The sequence below is a fragment of the Cronobacter dublinensis subsp. dublinensis LMG 23823 genome (assembly GCF_001277235.1).
Lineage (GTDB): Bacteria > Pseudomonadota > Gammaproteobacteria > Enterobacterales > Enterobacteriaceae > Cronobacter > Cronobacter dublinensis.
Genome location: NZ_CP012266.1, coordinates 1,900,620 through 1,916,456, shown reverse-complemented (window position 1 = coordinate 1,916,456; position 15,837 = coordinate 1,900,620). Strand labels below are relative to the sequence as shown.

Genomic DNA, 15,837 nt, shown 5'->3' with positions numbered 1-15,837 from the left:
CTAGATTGAGAAAATATTGACCAGCAAGGCGGTACAAAGGCGTATTTTGTACATAATTTAGTCCAGCGCGAGAGGATAGTATGGGCATTATATTTAACAGGTCGTTAATTGGCGTAGTGATGTGCAGAAACAGTATCAAGGGGCACCCGAGTCAGACGTTGCAAGAGAAGTACATTAACGCCGTGCTTAACGCTGGCGGCTTGCCGGTGCCCCTGCCTCATATCGTCGCTGAGCCTGTTCTTCTCGATCAGCTGCTGGCCGAACTCGACGGGATAATGCTCCCTGGCAGCCCCAGCAACGTCCAGCCGCACCTGTATGGTGAAAACGGCGATGAGCCTGCCGCCGACCCTGGGCGGGACACTCTGAGCATCGCGCTGATTGAGCGCGTGCTGGAAAGGCGCATCCCCCTTTTCGCCATCTGCCGGGGGCTTCAGGAACTGGTTGTCGCGACAGGAGGGACGCTGTATCGTCGGCTGTTCGATGAACCGGCCCTGCTGGAGCATCGGGAAGATCCTGAGCTGCCGCTGGAGCAGCAATATGCCCCGTCTCACGAAGTGCAGGTCGTGCCGGGCGGGCTTATCAGCAAACTGATACCGGGCTGCAACACCTTTTGGGTAAATTCTCTGCATGGTCAGGGCGCCCGCACGCTCGGCGCGCGGCTGCGCGTGGAAGCGCGCTCGCCGGATGGCCTGGTGGAAGCCGCAAGCGTTGTCGATCATCCGTTTGCGCTGGGGGTGCAATGGCACCCGGAATGGAACAGCAGCGAATATGCACTCTCGCGGCTGTTGTTCGAGGGTTTTATTACCGCCTGTCGGGGGTATCGGGAAGAAAAGCCCCGACCCGCCTGACGTTACTATAAAGGAAGAAAATCTATGAGCGATGTCACCCTGGCGCCGGGGAAGCGTTTAGCGCAGATCCGCCAGCAACTGGGTTTGTCGCAGCGCCGCGTCGCTGAGCTTTCCGGGCTAACGCATAGCGCTATCAGCACCATTGAACAGGACAAAGTGAGTCCGGCCATCAGCACCCTGCAAAAGCTGCTGAAGGTGTACGGGCTCTCGCTGTCGGAATTTTTTGCCGAACCAGAAAAACCGGATGAACCCCAGGTCGTTATCAATCAGGACGATTTGATTGAAATTGGCAGCCAGGGCGTCTCGATGAAGCTGATTCATAACGGGAACCCCCATCGCACGCTGGCGATGATTTTTGAAACGTACCAGCCCGGCACCACGACCGGGGAGAGGATCAAACATCAGGGTGAAGAGATTGGCACCCTGCTGGAGGGGGAAATCGTGCTGACCGTCAACGGCCAGACGTTCCACCTGACCGCAGGCCAGAGCTATGCCATCAACACCGGCATACCTCATAGCTTCAGCAATACCTCGGCCGGGATCTGCCGCATCATCAGCGCGCATACGCCCACCACCTTCTGATAACCGTTCAGCGCGTTCGGTTATAGAAGACGCCGGGCGCGCCTGACACGGGCCGCATCTGACCTGAGCTTCACGGGCATGTTTGCCTGCGGGCTTCTGCGTCGCAAATTCGGGCGGCTTGTTCCGCTCATTACGCGCTAACCCTTTGTTATTACAGGAGAGGCTATGGAATTTCATAACGTAAAATACTGGCAGCATAAGGCGGCGCAGCTGTCCATCGAAGGCCGGCTGTTTTATCAGGGCGCGTATCGCCCGGCGGCGAGCGGCGACACATTTACGGTGTTTAACCCGGCGACCGGCCAGGCGCTGGCGGAGGTGGCGCGCGGCGCGCGGACCGATGTCGATAACGCGGTGGCCAGCGCCCGCGCGGTGTTCGGGCGCGGCGACTGGTCGCAGGCGTCGCCCGGCAGTCGTAAAGCGGTGCTGCTGCGCCTCGCGGCGTTAATGGAACAGCATCACGAGGAGCTGGCGCTGCTGGAGTCGCTCGACACCGGCAAACCGATCCGCCATAGCCTGCGTGATGATATTCCAGGCGCGGCCCGCGCCCTGCGCTGGTACGCCGAAGCGGTCGATAAACAGTATGGCGAAGTGGCCCCTACAGGCCCGGAGGCGCTGGCGATGGTCGTGCGCGAGCCGGTCGGCGTGGTGGCGGCGGTCGTGCCGTGGAACTTCCCGCTGCTCCTCGCCTGCTGGAAGCTTGGCCCGGCGCTCGCCGCCGGGAACAGCGTGGTGCTGAAACCCTCGGAGAAATCGCCGCTGAGCGCGCTGCGTCTCGCTGCGCTCGCCAAAGACGCGGGCCTGCCGGACGGCGTACTGAACGTGATACCGGGCTTCGGTCAGGAGGCGGGCCAGGCGCTCTCGCGTCATCCTGATGTGGACGTGATGACCTTTACCGGCTCGACCCGCACCGGCAAGCAGTTGCTCATAGACGCGGGTGAATCGAATATGAAGCGCGTGTGGCTCGAAGCGGGCGGCAAGAGCGCCAATATCGTTTTCGCCGACTGCCCGGATCTCGACCAGGCCGCGGCCGCGGCCGCCGCCGGGATCTTCTATAACCAGGGCCAGGTCTGTATCGCGGGCACTCGTCTGCTGGTGGAGGCGTCCATTAAAGATGCGTTTCTGGCGCGCGTGAAAGCGCATGCGCAAAGCTTCACGCCCGGTGACCCGCTGGACCCAGACACCGTCATGGGCACGCTGATCGATGACGAGCACGCCGCCAGCGTGCGCCGTTATATCGAGCTGGGGCAGGAACAGGGCGCGACACTGTGGCTCGATGGCCGCAACCAGCCGCACGGCGCGAGCGTCGGTCCAACTATTTTTACCGATGTCGATAACCAGATGCGCGTCGCCCGCGAAGAGATATTCGGCCCGGTGCTGGCCGTCACGACCTTCACCGACGAGCAGGAGGCGCTGCGGCTCGCCAACGACAGCGACTACGGGCTGGGCGCGGCGGTCTGGACCCGCTCGCTCTCCCGCGCGCACCGCATGGCGCGCCGCCTGAAAGCCGGTTCGGTGTTTATCAACAACTATAATGACGGTGATATGACCGTGCCGTTCGGCGGCTACAAGCAGAGCGGCAACGGGCGCGATAAGTCACTGCACGCGCTGGAAAAATTCACTGAACTGAAAACTATCTGGATGAGCCTGGAGCAGAGCCATGACTGAACATGTAAACAGCTACTATGCCGCAAGCGCTAACCCGCACGCGCCCTTCCCGACGCTGTCGGAGTCGGTGCAGTGCGACGTCTGTATCATTGGCGGCGGTTATACCGGGCTCTCATCGGCGCTGCATCTGGTGGAGCAAGGCTATGACGTGGTGCTGCTGGAGTCGGCGCGCATCGGCTATGGCGCGAGCGGGCGTAACGGCGGCCAGGTGGTGAACTCCTACAGCCGCGATATCGACGTTATCGAAGCGCGCTACGGCGCCGACACCGCGCGGATGCTCGGCAGCATGATGTTTGAGGGCGGCGAAATCATCCGCGAGCGCATTGCGCGTTACGACATCCAGTGTGACTATCGCCCCGGCGGGCTGTTTGTGGCGCTTAACCGCAAGCAGTATCTGGGGCTGATGGAGCAGAAGGCGAACTGGGAGCGCTACGGCAATACCGGCCTGGAGCTGCTGGACGCCGACGCGGTGCGCGGGGAGATTGCGAGCCAGCGTTACACCGGCGCGCTGCTCGACCGCAACGGCGGCCATATTCATCCGCTGAATCTGGCGCTCGGCGAGGCCGAGGCGATTCGCCAGCAGGGCGGCCAGATTTTCGAGCAGTCGGCGGCGGTGAGCATTACCCACGGCCAGCCTGCCGTGGTGAAAACCGCGCAGGGCCAGGTGACAGCGCGCTATGTGATTGTAGCGGGCAACGCCTATCTCGGCACCCGGCTGGAGCCCGCGCTCGCGCGGCGCAGTATGCCGTGCGGCACCCAGGTGGTGACGACCGAGCCGCTGGCCCCCGAGGTGGCCGCGTCGCTGCTGCCGAATAATTATTGCGTCGAGGACTGTAATTATCTGCTCGACTATTATCGCCTGACCGCCGACAACCGTCTGCTTTATGGCGGCGGCGTGGTCTACGGCGCGCGCGACCCGGACGATATCGACCGGCTGATTATGCCGAAGCTGTTAAAGACGTTCCCGCAGCTAAAAGGCGTGAAAATTGATTACCGCTGGACGGGGAATTTCCTGCTGACGCTGTCGCGGATGCCACAGTTCGGGCGGCTTGAGAACAACATTTATTATATGCAGGGCGACAGCGGCCACGGAGTGACCTGTACGCATCTTGCCGGAAAGCTTATCTCCGAGGCGCTGCGCGGCGACGCCGAGCGGTTCGATGCGTTCGCCACCCTCCCCCATTACCCGTTCCCCGGCGGGCGGTCGTTCCAGATCCCGTTTACCGCGATGGGCGCCGCGTATTACAGCCTGCGGGATCGGCTGGGCGTTTGAGTGTTATGGTGGGTGCGCTTCGCTTACCCACCCTACATCAAACGTGAGGCCCGCCATCTCCCCCTTCCTTTATTACACGCAAAAAAAAGCCGCCCCCTGGGGGGCGGCTTGTGGTCATCTTACTACTATCAGAAGCTGACTTTCAGCGTCACCTGGCCGCCGTAGCCGCCGGTGCCGGCGTCATCGATGGTTTTGGTGTAGCCGGCGCGTACGCCAAGCGTCACGTTGTCGCGGATCTGGCCGTCGATACCTACATCCAGCGCGGCGGCGGTGCCGTCCTGATCCGGGCTGAAGGAGACTTCGCTGCCTGCCACGCCTGGCGCGCTGACGTTAACATCGCCTTTGGAGTCGAACGTCTGGATGAAGGACGGACGCACCCACCAGCTGACTGGCGGCGGGTTGCCTGTGGTCTTCAGCGTCGCGTTGTTGCCAAAGCGCAGACCGGCACGGACCTGCTGGCTGTGACCGTCGCCAAACTGAACATCAGCCGCGTCGTCGCCACCATCTTTCAGGTTCACACCACGGTACTGGTATTGCACCTGCGGTTCGAGCACCAGACCGCTGCCGATATCAAACGGCAGGCCGGTTTCGAAGGAGCCGACATAGCCCCAGCCGTGCGTTTTCAGACCGTCCCCGTCGCGCGGGTTGGTGTCAAAGTTATGACGGGTGCCTTGCGCCACCACATCAACCCACCAGCCGCTTTCATGTACACCGTTGACATACAGACCGGCGCTGTAAGCGTCGTCACGTACCGTACCCGCTTTTGATTTCTCGCTGCGCTGTACGTCGATGGCAGAGAGACCCGCCGCACCGTAGATGCCCACGCCCCATTCCATGGAAGACGCTGTCGCTCTCCACAGGTCGCTACCGATCTGCAGGAAGGTGTAGCCGCCTTTGCTTTCCGGCGTGTTGCCGTTACGCAGATCAGACGCGCCGTGGTCATGGCTCAACTGACCGGCCTGGAAGCGTGCCCACATGTTGCTGCCATCCTCGCCAGGCGTGCGCGCCGCGTAACGACGGCTGTCAAGCGAGCCAAGCAGCGCGCTGTCGTAGTCCATCGCCTGTGCATAGAGCGAGCTGTAGAGGTACATGGCCGAACGGTAGTTCTGCGGGCCATTCTCGTTGCCGTTGCCGGCCGCCGTGGTCAGATACCAGCTTTCGCTGCCAGCGCCCTGACGCAGGCTGTAGTTATACGCACCCGCCTGCAGGTTGTTCGCCAGGCTAAACGCGTCGTCGGTGGTGGTCGCGCCGTTGATGGCGTTCACGACCTGAATACCGTCGCCGGTGGTGCGTGCGCCCAGACCGCCCTGGTTACGGATGGCGATGCGGGTGTTGCCGGTCGCAGTGCCGCCATCAATGATCAGGCTGTCGGTGGTGGCCGTCCCGCCCTGGAACAGGGTGTTCAGGGTGATGGTGCCGCCGTTGCCCGTCAGGTTAGTGACCGTCAGGGTTTTCGGTACGAACGCGCCGGTCGGCGTCTGGTAGTCGATGGAGCCGCCGAGCGTCAGGTTATTGAGCAGGGAGTCATCGGTCATCAGCCAGGTCGAGCCTGCGTCAACGGTCAGATCGGTCGGGTCAATCATACCGGTCAGCGTAGAGCCGTTGGTCAGCTGCAGCGAGGTGCCGAGCTGCGCGACAACATCGGTGACCGCCTGCAGACCGCTGAACACCAGGGTGCCGCTTTGCAGCCAGGTGCCGCCGGTCTGGTTAAGCACGCCGCTGACGGTCAGTTTGCCGTTGCCTTCTTTATAGAGGCTGCCGGTGCCGCTGACGTTCGCCGCGATGGCGTTGTCGCTCTGATCGGTGGTGACGCTCAGTTTGCCGGTGTTGATGACGTTACCGGAGATCGCCGAGCCGTCTTTCAGTTCGGTGTTACCCGTCAGGATGCCGCCATCCGCCACGCTGAGTTTACCGCCGTTCTGTACCACAGTGTTGTTCGCGATGCCGTCCGCCGCGACGCTCAACAGACCACCGCTTTCCAGCAGCAGGTTGTTGGCAATCTTGTTAGCGATGGAGAACTGCCCCAGCGCGTTCTTACCGTCAACCGTCGTGTTGGTGCCGGCGATGATGCCCGCGCCGCTGTTCAGGTCGATACTGGTCGCCGCCGCGTCATCCGCCACGGCCAGCATGCCGCCCTGGTGAATGATGGTCTGGTCGGCCACGCCGCCCTGACGGACAAACTGCATGCCGCCTTTAGTGACGGTGGTCGCGATAGCCGTGCCGCCAAGCGTCACGCTCTGGCTGCCGTTCTCGCTGACCGTTGAGGAAGCCACCGTGCCGCCTTTGTTGACAACCTGATCGCCGATCACGGTGTTGTCGATAACGATCGCGCCGTCATTAACGTTCTGGATCCCGCCCGCCTTGATGATGGTCGAGATAACCGTACCGCCGCTGTTGACGTTCTGCGTACCGCCCAGATTGATGGTCGTGCTGGTCGCCGTACCACCGGTCAGCACGTTCTGAATGCCGCCGTTCTCAATATTGGTATTGAAGGTCTGACCGCCGTTGTAGATATTCTGCACACCGGTGGAATAGAGGCCGGTGTTTTTCGCTACCCCGCCGCGGTAAACGTTCTGTACCGTGTTGGCCGAAAAATCTGCGCCGTCTGCGGTACCGCGCACGTTTTGGACAGAGCCGTTAATCAGCGAGGTGTTGACCGCCGTCGCACCTGCAGCAATGTTCTGCACCGCGCCCGTTTCCATTACCGTGTTGACGGCGCGGGCGCCGCTCAGCAGGTTTTGCTCGCCGCCGCGGTTACGGGTTTCGGTCACCACTGCGCCGTTGTAGACCGTCTGCTTCGCATTGTCATTCAGCCAGGTTGAGGTAACGTTCGCTCCTTCATAGACGCGCTGCTCCGCCCTGGTGATTTCCGAGCCCGTGGTGGTGCCATAGACATCCTGCAGGCCGCCATCGATAACAATCGAAACTTCAGCGTTGGCATTTTTATTGACTATCTGATGCCCGCCATTTTTTACAATGCTGACAATAGATGTGCCGTCAACGACCTGCAGGCCGCCATCCACGAAGGTGAAATCCGTGGTGCCGCCGGTAAAGACGTTTTGTCTGCCGCCGGTAGAGATGGTGCCGCCGTAGGTGTAGCCTCCCGAATTAACATTCTGCACGCCGCCTTTTTCGACGCGGGTCTCGTAGGCTTTACCGCCGTTGCCGATATTCTGGGTGCCGCCGAGCAGACGGGTCGCCAGGGCTTTCGCGCCGTTGTTAACGTGCTGCTCGCCGCCGTTCATCACGGTGGAGATAGCGACAGCCTGGTTGCTAAGGATCTGGGTGCCGCCTGCGTTAATCACGGTATTACGCGACCAGCCGTGCGGGTCGACAAGCTGCTGACCGCCGTTGTTAATTACAGCGTCAAAGGACTGGCCGTCCACGCGCTGTACGCCGCCGCTGTTGACCAGCGTGCCTTTCGCCTGGCCGCTCGCCATGATGAGCTGGACACCGCCGTCGCTGACGCTGGTGCCGGACGCGGTGCCCTCTACGAGCTGGGTGCCGCCGCCGAACACGGTGCCGTCAGACGCTGCGCCGCCGAGTTTCACATGCTGGACACCACCGCTGTGCACGATGGAGCCCGCCGCCAGACCGCCGACGTTGACAAGCTGCAGACCGCCGTCGTTGATGACCGCTGAAATCGCCGTGCCGTCAACCGCCTGGGTGCCACCGCTGTTGATCTGCGCGTCCACCGCTTTACCGGTTTCCTGGACGAGCTGCGTACCACGATCGCCGATGCTGGTGCCGGATGCCGTACCCGCTACCACCTGTGTGCCGCCGGCGAAGATTTTCGCGGTGGACGAGGCGCCGCCTTTGTTAATGTGCTGCAAACCGCCGTCAGTCACGACAGAGCCGCGCGCCAGACCGCCGTTATTGACGATCTGCGTACCGCCGTCTTTGACGATGGCGGACGTCACGGTGCCGTCAACGCTCTGGACGCCGCCACGGTTAACGTGGGTGTCGTTCGCCATACCGGTTTTGCTGATGAGCTGCAGACCGCCGTCGCTGATGCTGGTGCCGGACGCCATGCCCGCGACCACCTGTACGCCGCCGCCAAAGATAACGCCGTCGGAAGACGCGCCGCCGAAGTTAACCTGTTGCAGGCCGCCGCTGTTAACGGTGGTGGCGCGCGCCAGGCCGCCGCTGTTCACCAGCTGGATGCCATCGTCGTTAACAACCGTGGAGGTCGCGGTGCCGTCAACGCGCTGCAGACCGCCCGAGTTCACCAGCGATGCGAAGGCCAGACCACCCGTTTTCACGTGCTGGATAGCGTCATCGCCGATAACGGTTCTGCCTGCGGTGCCGGAAACAGACTGAATACCGCCAAGCAGCACGGAATCTGACGCCGCGCCGCCGAGTTTCACATCCTGGACGCCGCCGTCGCGCACGACCGTTTTATTGGCATGACCGCCGTTCTGCACCAGCTGGACGCCGCCGTCATTGATGGTGGCCGCGTTTGCGGTACCGTCGACATTCTGCAGGCCGCCGCTGTTAACCGTCGCGCTGACCGATTTACCGGTCGCTTCGATGTGCTGCTCTGCCCCGGAATCGATCTGGGTGTTGGACGCGGTACCCGCCAGCTGCTGGACGCCGCCGAAGAGATGTGCGTCTGCCGACGCGCCGCCGAGCGCCACGTGTTGCAGACCGCCGCTGTTGACCTGGGTGTCTTTCGCAAGACCGCCGCTGTTGACAAGCTGCGTACCGCCGTCTTTTACGACCGCGGAAATCGCGGTGCCGTCAACCGCCTGGGTGCCACGATAGTTGATCTGGGTGCCAGTGGCTTTGCCGGTGACCTGCACCTGCTGCGAACCGCCGTCGTTCACGCTGGTGCCAGCCGCGTTGCCAGAGACCTGCTGAATACCGCCGCCAAAGATAACGCTGTCGGAGGCGGAGCCGCCTTCAGCCACATACTGCAGGCCGCCGCTGTTGATAGCGGTGCTGTCCGCCTTGCCGCCGCGGTTAACCAGCTGGATGCCTTTGTCGTTTATCGTGGTGGTTTTCGCCGTACCGTCCACGCGTTGCAGACCGCCTGCGTTAATCAGCGTACCGGAGGCATTCGCGCCCACCTGGACATGCTGCACGCCGCCGTCGCCGATGACGGTATCGCCCGCGGTGCCCGCCAGCTCCTGTGTGCCGCCGAGCAGCAGGGAATTGGAGGCCGCGCCGCCGAGTTTCACATCCTGCACACCGCCGTTGCGCACGACCGTGCTGTTGGCATGGCCGCCAACCTGAATCAGCTGGGTGCCACCGTCGTTAACGGTCGCATAGTTTGCGGTACCGTCCACGTTTTGCAGACCGCCGCGGTTGACCGTCGCGCTAACAGAAAGTCCGGTCGCTTCGATATGCTGCTCTGCGCCTGAATCGATCTGGGTGTTGGATGCGGTGCCCGCGAGCTGCTGCACGCCGCCGTAGAGATGGGCATCCGCCGACGCGCCGCCGAGGGAGACATGCTGCAGACCGCCGCTGTTGACCTGGGTGTCTTTCGCCAGACCGCCGCTGTTAACAAGCTGGGTGCCGCCGTCTTTGACGATGGCGGAAATCGCCGTGCCGTCAACGGCCTGGGTACCACGATAGTTGATCTGCGTGCCGGTGGCTTTACCGGTCACCTGAACCTGTTGAGAGCCGCCTTCGTTTACGCTGGTGCCGGACGCGGTGCCGGAAACCTGCTGGATGCCGCCACCGAAAATCACGCCTTCCGAGGCTGCCCCGCCCTGCGCGATATACTGCAGGCCGCCACTGTGGATAGCGGTGTTATCGGCAAGGCCACCCTGATTGACGAGCTGAATGCCTTTGTCATTGATGGTGGTGTTTTTCGCGGTGCCGTCCACATTCTGCAGGCCGCCTGCGTTAATCAGCGAGCCCGTTGCCGAGCCGCCGGTTTTCACGTGCTGTACGCCGCCGTTGCCAATAACGGTTTCACCCGCGTTACCCGCGAGCTGTTGCGTGCCGCCGAGCAGGATAGAGCCAGAGGCGGAGCCGCCGAGTGCGACATCCTGGATACCGCCGTTACGCACGATGGTGCTGTTAACGTGGCCGCCAGTCTGAACGAGCTGTACACCGCCGTCGTTGATCGTCGCGTAGTTCGCGGTGCCATCGACATTCTGCAGGCCGCCGCTGTTAACCGTCGCGCTGACCGATTTACCGGTCGCTTCGATGTGCTGCTCTGCTCCGGAATCGATCTGGGTGTTGGACGCGGTACCCGCCAGCTGCTGGACGCCGCCAAAAAGATGTGCGTCAGCCGACGCGCCGCCGAGCGAGACATGCTGCAGACCGCCTTTGTTCACCTGGGTGTCTTTCGCCAGACCGCCTCGGTTCACCTGCTGAACGCCGCCGTCTTTCACGACCGCCGCGATCGCTGTGCCGTCAACGGCCTGGGTGCCGCCGTCGCCAATCTGCGTGCCGGTCGCTTTACCGCTCACCTGCACCTGCTGGGAGCCGCCCGCGTTAACGCTGGTGCCGGACGCGGAGCCTGACAGTTGCTGGGTACCGCCAAAGAGATACGCATCCACTGATGCGCCCCCGGCCGATACATGCTGCAGACCGCCGCTGTTCACTTGGGTGTTTTTAGCCACACCGCCGCTGTTGACCAGTTGCGTGCCGCCGTTTTTGACATTCGCGGAGAAATCAATACCGTCAACGGCCTGGGTGCCGCGGTTGTTAATTTGTGTACCGCGAGTCTGGCCAGTAACCTGCACCTGCTGGGTGCCGCCGTCGTTGATACTGGTGTCGGATGCGGCGCCGGAAACCTGCTGAATGCCGCCGCCGAAGATAACGCCATCAGAGGATGCGCCGCGTACGCTGACAAACTGAACGCCGCCGTTGTTAACGGTGGTGTAATGTGCGAAACCGCCGACAATCTGATGACCGCCATCGTTGACGACGGTGAAGTTGGCCATGCCGTCAACCGCCTGGGTACCGCCGCTGTTAATCAGCGTAGTCGTCGCGGTGCCGCTATTGAGCACATGCTGCTCGCCGCCATTGCCGACCACGGTATGGACCGCCGTGCCGTCGAGGCTCTGCACGCCGCCGTTCAGTATAACGGTACGCTGCGCCTTGCCGTCTTTTTCAATGACCTGCTGGCCGTTGTTGATGGTGGTGCCGGTCGCCACGCCCTGCTGGCGGACAATCTGCACGCCGCCGTCGGTGAGCGTGGTTTGCTGCGCCAGCCCGCCTGCGACGATCTGATTGCCCTGCGCGCCGATCGTATGATTAGTGGTCGTCCCGCCGACCAGAACCTGCTGGGTGCCGTTAAGCACCTGCTCGTCCTGCACCGACGAGGTGACATCGGGCGTGAATGCGAACGCCCCGCCGCTGGCAAGCGCGCTTCCTACCGCCGCCGTCAACAACACCGCTCCGCTGGCGCGCTTGCCCTTCGCTCGCGTGAGCTCAGAGACTACGATAAACGCGCGCTGGACTTCACTCCACACCAGCCGGTAACTGCAATTAAGACTTCTCTTCATGTTGATGCCCTCGAAACCCGCTCACACCCCGTCACGCGGCGTGTTGATTTGGGTCTGCCAATGCTGTTGTTTTGATGTCGAATGGGTTGCTTTTCAGAGAGATAAGCCGCCGTAAGTGGCCTATCACCTGTTTACCCGTGATAAAACGCGTGCACTCGTACTGCCGGTCCGTGCCTTTGTGGCGCGGACACCAGAAATAGTCCTGATGGTCAAAATTCAGACGCACGTCATCCCAGCAGCCGTTGCAAACGTGAGTGTTGATGACGCGCCAGGGGGTATAAAACTCGCTGCCGGGCAGGCTGAAGCCGCTTATCAGCACCACCGGAATGCGACAGCCCCAGGCAAGCCAGGAGAGACCGCTGCCGAGGCCGATGAAAAAGTCCGCGTGCTCAAGCAGCGCCACGCGGTCGCGCAGCGGCAGGCTGCCGGTGAAATCTTCCGCGCCGTGCGGGATTTTGTTCCAGACGTAGCCGCGCCCGACCACGCGCTCTTTGTCGATGCACAGAACGCGATAGCCCTGCGCTTTAAGAAATTCGATAACCTCATGCCAGCCGCTGCCGTTATTCCAGAATTTGGCCTGGCTCGTGGATTGCGTGGCGATGCAGACATAGGGTTCGGCAATCTGGCGCGGGGCGTTCTGGCGCAGATCGGGCACGATTTCGCTTGGGTCGACGCCGAGAATATGACCGGCAGTGCGGTGCAGGCCGACGGCGCGAAAATCAAACGGCTGTTTGTCGAGATCGCCCTGAAAGAAAAGCCCGACGCGCCAGGTGGCGTAAGGCGGCTCGTGATGGGTGCGCTCGCTTGCCCAGCGATCCGGCGCGTAAAACTGCAGTTCCGGGTAGACCGGCGCGAAAAGATCGATAATCGGCTGCGCCATGGTGCATTCCACCTGGCAGCCGAACGTCTGGCGAAAGCGCTCTGCATAAGGCACCCAGCCGACCAGGTCGCCCAGCGTGCCGGTCGGAAAGGAGATCAACACCGGTTTGTCGCGCATATCGAGCGCGTGATCGAGCAGCGGTTCACTGTGCCCTTTCTTCCAGACCTGCAGACGAAAAGGCACGTAATATTTTTTGGTGCTAATGACCCAGCCCTGCGCGATATCACTCGCGAAAAGTATATTTCCAGTTTCGTTGTCGCTTATTTCAACGCGCCAGTCGCCCGCAGGCAAAAGCAGCCGCGCGCCGTCATTGAAATCGTACAAAATGCCTTCAGGCCCCTGCTGCGTGGGTTTTTCCGGGGGTAAAATAAAGGCGTAGCCATTACTGGCAGATGAAGTGACCGTCATCGCCATACCTACCTTAATTATCAGTATCAGGGTTATGCTGCTATTAAATAATTAACCCGACGCGTTTCAGACACACGTCAACTCTCGGACGAGAAAAGCCCAAGACAGTTATTTATCTGACATCTTGCCCATCCATTGAGCCGTCCGAATGATGGTTTTAGTGTAGCTACATCGTTACTTATTGCAAATTTTTACCAAATATAAAAACCCTTATAAATCAAAGGCATGATGAAAAGTCACATAGAGTGACTTTTTACTAAAGCTAAACTTTACAAGCATTTAGCTCTCCTATAGAGACACCACTTTAGGATTATCCTCACCTTGCAATATGCAGATAAGGGGTTTTCGGGGCGGGAAAGATATATTGCGGAGCGGCAAGCGAAACGCGGAAAACATACTCTTTGTTTATTTTCAATAGGACAAAAGGAAGCGATGCGGTCTTTCTTATGTCAAATATTAGTAGGGGTTTTGGGAATCTGCAGGATTTATTAACGAATAAAAATTAAACAGCCCGGATATATTTGAAGGTGATAATAGTTATTTTTAACACCTGCTGTTAATCATAATATAGATCCCGAAACGTTTTGGTCCGGGAAATATATATCGCGCACTTCTTCCTCTATTTGCGAGCGCTCTCACAAGTTATCTGTACAATAAATGTCATGCGATAACGTTTTGTCATGCTTCCTTAACGGCTAAGCAACAGAAACGAAGCGGTGGAAGGTTTTCCATTATGAAACAGCGTTTTTAATTCCTTTCTGCGCTTGTGGAAGCTATAATGCGGGCATTCTAACTTGAATGGTTTCAGCACATTGGATAACGCCTTTACCGTCGAACATTCGCGCTCTCGCCGCCTGGCTGAACCTCAAGCACACTTTCTCCTGCACGCTTTTTTGATGTCACCTATCCTTAGGCTGTGGCATCACAACTTTCGCAACACAAGTTTACCCGACCGGCAGAGCACGCCGCAGGGCATGATTTCCATATCCTTCAACTAAAGATTAAGACTGTCATGAAAAAGACGAAAATTGTTTGCACCATCGGCCCGAAAACCGAATCCGAAGAAATGCTGACCAAAATGCTCGACGCGGGCATGAACGTGATGCGCCTTAACTTCTCCCACGGCGACTACGAAGAACACGGTCAGCGCATCAAAAACCTGCGCAACGTTCTGGCGAAAACCGGCAAGCAAGCCGCTATCCTGCTGGACACCAAAGGCCCGGAAATCCGCACCATCAAACTGGAAGGCGGCAACGACGTCTCTCTGAAAGCGGGCCAGACCTTCACCTTCACCACCGACAAATCCGTCGTCGGCAACAGCGAAACCGTTGCGGTGACTTATGAAGGCTTCACCAAAGACCTGTCCGTCGGCAACACCGTGCTGGTGGATGACGGCCTGATCGGCATGGAAGTCACCGCCATTGAAGGCAACAAGGTTATCTGTAAAGTGCTGAACAACGGCGATCTGGGCGAGAACAAAGGCGTTAACCTGCCGGGCGTCTCCATCGCGCTGCCGGCGCTGGCGGAAAAAGATAAAAAAGACCTTATCTTCGGCTGCGAGCAGGGCGTCGATTTCGTTGCGGCTTCCTTTATCCGTAAACGTTCGGACGTTGAAGAGATTCGCCAGCACCTGAAAGCGCACGGCGGCGAACACATCCAGATCATCTCCAAAATCGAAAACCAGGAAGGCCTGAACAACTTCGACGAAATCCTCGAAGCGTCTGACGGCATCATGGTAGCGCGTGGCGATCTGGGCGTAGAGATCCCGGTTGAAGAAGTTATCTTCGCGCAGAAGATGATGATCGAGAAATGTATCCGTGCGCGTAAAGTGGTTATCACCGCGACCCAGATGCTGGACTCCATGATCAAGAACCCGCGCCCGACCCGCGCTGAAGCTGGCGACGTGGCGAACGCCATTCTGGACGGCACCGATGCCGTCATGCTCTCCGGCGAATCCGCTAAGGGTAAATACCCGCTGGAAGCGGTCACCATTATGGCGACAATCTGTGAACGTACCGACCGCGTAATGACCAGCCGTCTGGAGTTCAACAACGACAGCCGTAAACTGCGCATCACCGAGGCCGTGTGCCGCGGCGCGGTGGAAACTGCCGAGAAACTGGCTGCGCCGCTGATTGTCGTCGCGACCGAAGGCGGTAAATCGGCGAAGTCCGTGCGTAAATACTTCCCGGACGCGACCATCCTCGCGCTGACCACCAATGAACTGACCGCGCGTCAGCTGGTGCTGAGCAAAGGCGTGGTGCCGCAGCTGGTGAAAGAGATCTCCTCTACCGACGATTTCTACCGTCTGGGTAAAGAAGCGGCGCTGGAAAGCGGCCTTGCGCAGAAAGGCGACGTGGTCGTGATGGTTTCTGGCGCGCTGGTACCGAGCGGAACCACCAACACCGCTTCCGTGCACGTCCTGTAATAATATCCACCTTTTTTTAAAAATGATTAAAAAGGCGCCGAGAGGCGCCTTTTAATTTGGCTTAAATAGACGCTGTGAATAAAAAAGCAAATCGGATTTCACTATTTAACTCTGTTTCTTTCTAAGATGAATCCGATGAAAGTTTGCTGTTTTCCTTCATTTTTTTTAATGATCCGCGCAATGTCGATGCTTCTTTGAGCGAACGATCAAAATTAAGCGCATTCCCATCAAAAAAATATTCTCAACCTAAAAAACTTTGTGTAATACTTGTAACGCTACATGGAGATTAACTC

The 15,837-nt window shown here is 59.7% G+C and carries 8 protein-coding genes; 6 read left to right on the top strand and 2 right to left on the bottom strand.

What is annotated here, in order from left to right:
* The first annotated feature begins 80 nt into the window (after positions 1–80).
* The 4 genes from puuD (at position 81) to AFK67_RS08745 (ending at position 4,368) form a co-directional block, all read left to right on the top strand.
* Positions 81–848, top strand: a complete 768-nt coding sequence (gene puuD / locus AFK67_RS08760) for a gamma-glutamyl-gamma-aminobutyrate hydrolase (protein WP_007725118.1) — start codon at positions 81–83, stop codon at positions 846–848.
* A 24-nt stretch (positions 849–872) separates the two neighbouring features.
* On the top strand, positions 873–1,430 hold the full coding sequence (gene puuR, locus AFK67_RS08755) for an HTH-type transcriptional regulator PuuR (RefSeq protein WP_007725115.1): 558 nt from the start codon (positions 873–875) through the stop codon (positions 1,428–1,430).
* A 165-nt stretch (positions 1,431–1,595) separates the two neighbouring features.
* Entirely contained in the window at positions 1,596–3,095 is a 1,500-nt protein-coding gene (gene puuC / locus AFK67_RS08750) for an aldehyde dehydrogenase PuuC (protein ID WP_007725113.1), read from the top strand.
* Positions 3,088–4,368: an NAD(P)/FAD-dependent oxidoreductase gene (locus tag AFK67_RS08745; protein ID WP_007725112.1), complete on the top strand. Its 1,281-nt coding sequence runs from the start codon at positions 3,088–3,090 to the stop codon at positions 4,366–4,368. Before puuC ends, AFK67_RS08745 begins: the two co-directional genes overlap by 8 nt.
* Positions 4,369–4,496: 128 nt before the next feature.
* Here AFK67_RS08745 and AFK67_RS08740 read toward each other — a convergent pair whose 3' ends face one another.
* Complete coding sequence (locus tag AFK67_RS08740; protein WP_038883812.1) at positions 4,497–11,831, bottom strand: AIDA repeat-containing protein; 7,335 nt, start codon at positions 11,829–11,831, stop codon at positions 4,497–4,499.
* A 31-nt stretch (positions 11,832–11,862) separates the two neighbouring features.
* Positions 11,863–13,125, bottom strand: coding sequence for an autotransporter strand-loop-strand O-heptosyltransferase (locus tag AFK67_RS08735; RefSeq protein ID WP_007725085.1), 1,263 nt, complete (start codon positions 13,123–13,125; stop codon positions 11,863–11,865).
* Between the two features lie 788 nt (positions 13,126–13,913).
* Between AFK67_RS08735 and ynhH the strand changes: the two genes are divergently transcribed.
* Positions 13,914–14,117 carry a protein YnhH gene (gene ynhH, locus AFK67_RS23700; protein WP_418884783.1) on the top strand — a complete coding sequence of 68 codons (204 nt, stop codon included), beginning with the start codon at positions 13,914–13,916 and terminating at the stop codon, positions 14,115–14,117.
* A 14-nt stretch (positions 14,118–14,131) separates the two neighbouring features.
* On the top strand, positions 14,132–15,544 hold the full coding sequence (gene pykF / locus AFK67_RS08730; protein ID WP_007748354.1) for a pyruvate kinase PykF: 1,413 nt from the start codon (positions 14,132–14,134) through the stop codon (positions 15,542–15,544).
* Positions 15,545–15,837: the final 293 nt, after the last annotated feature.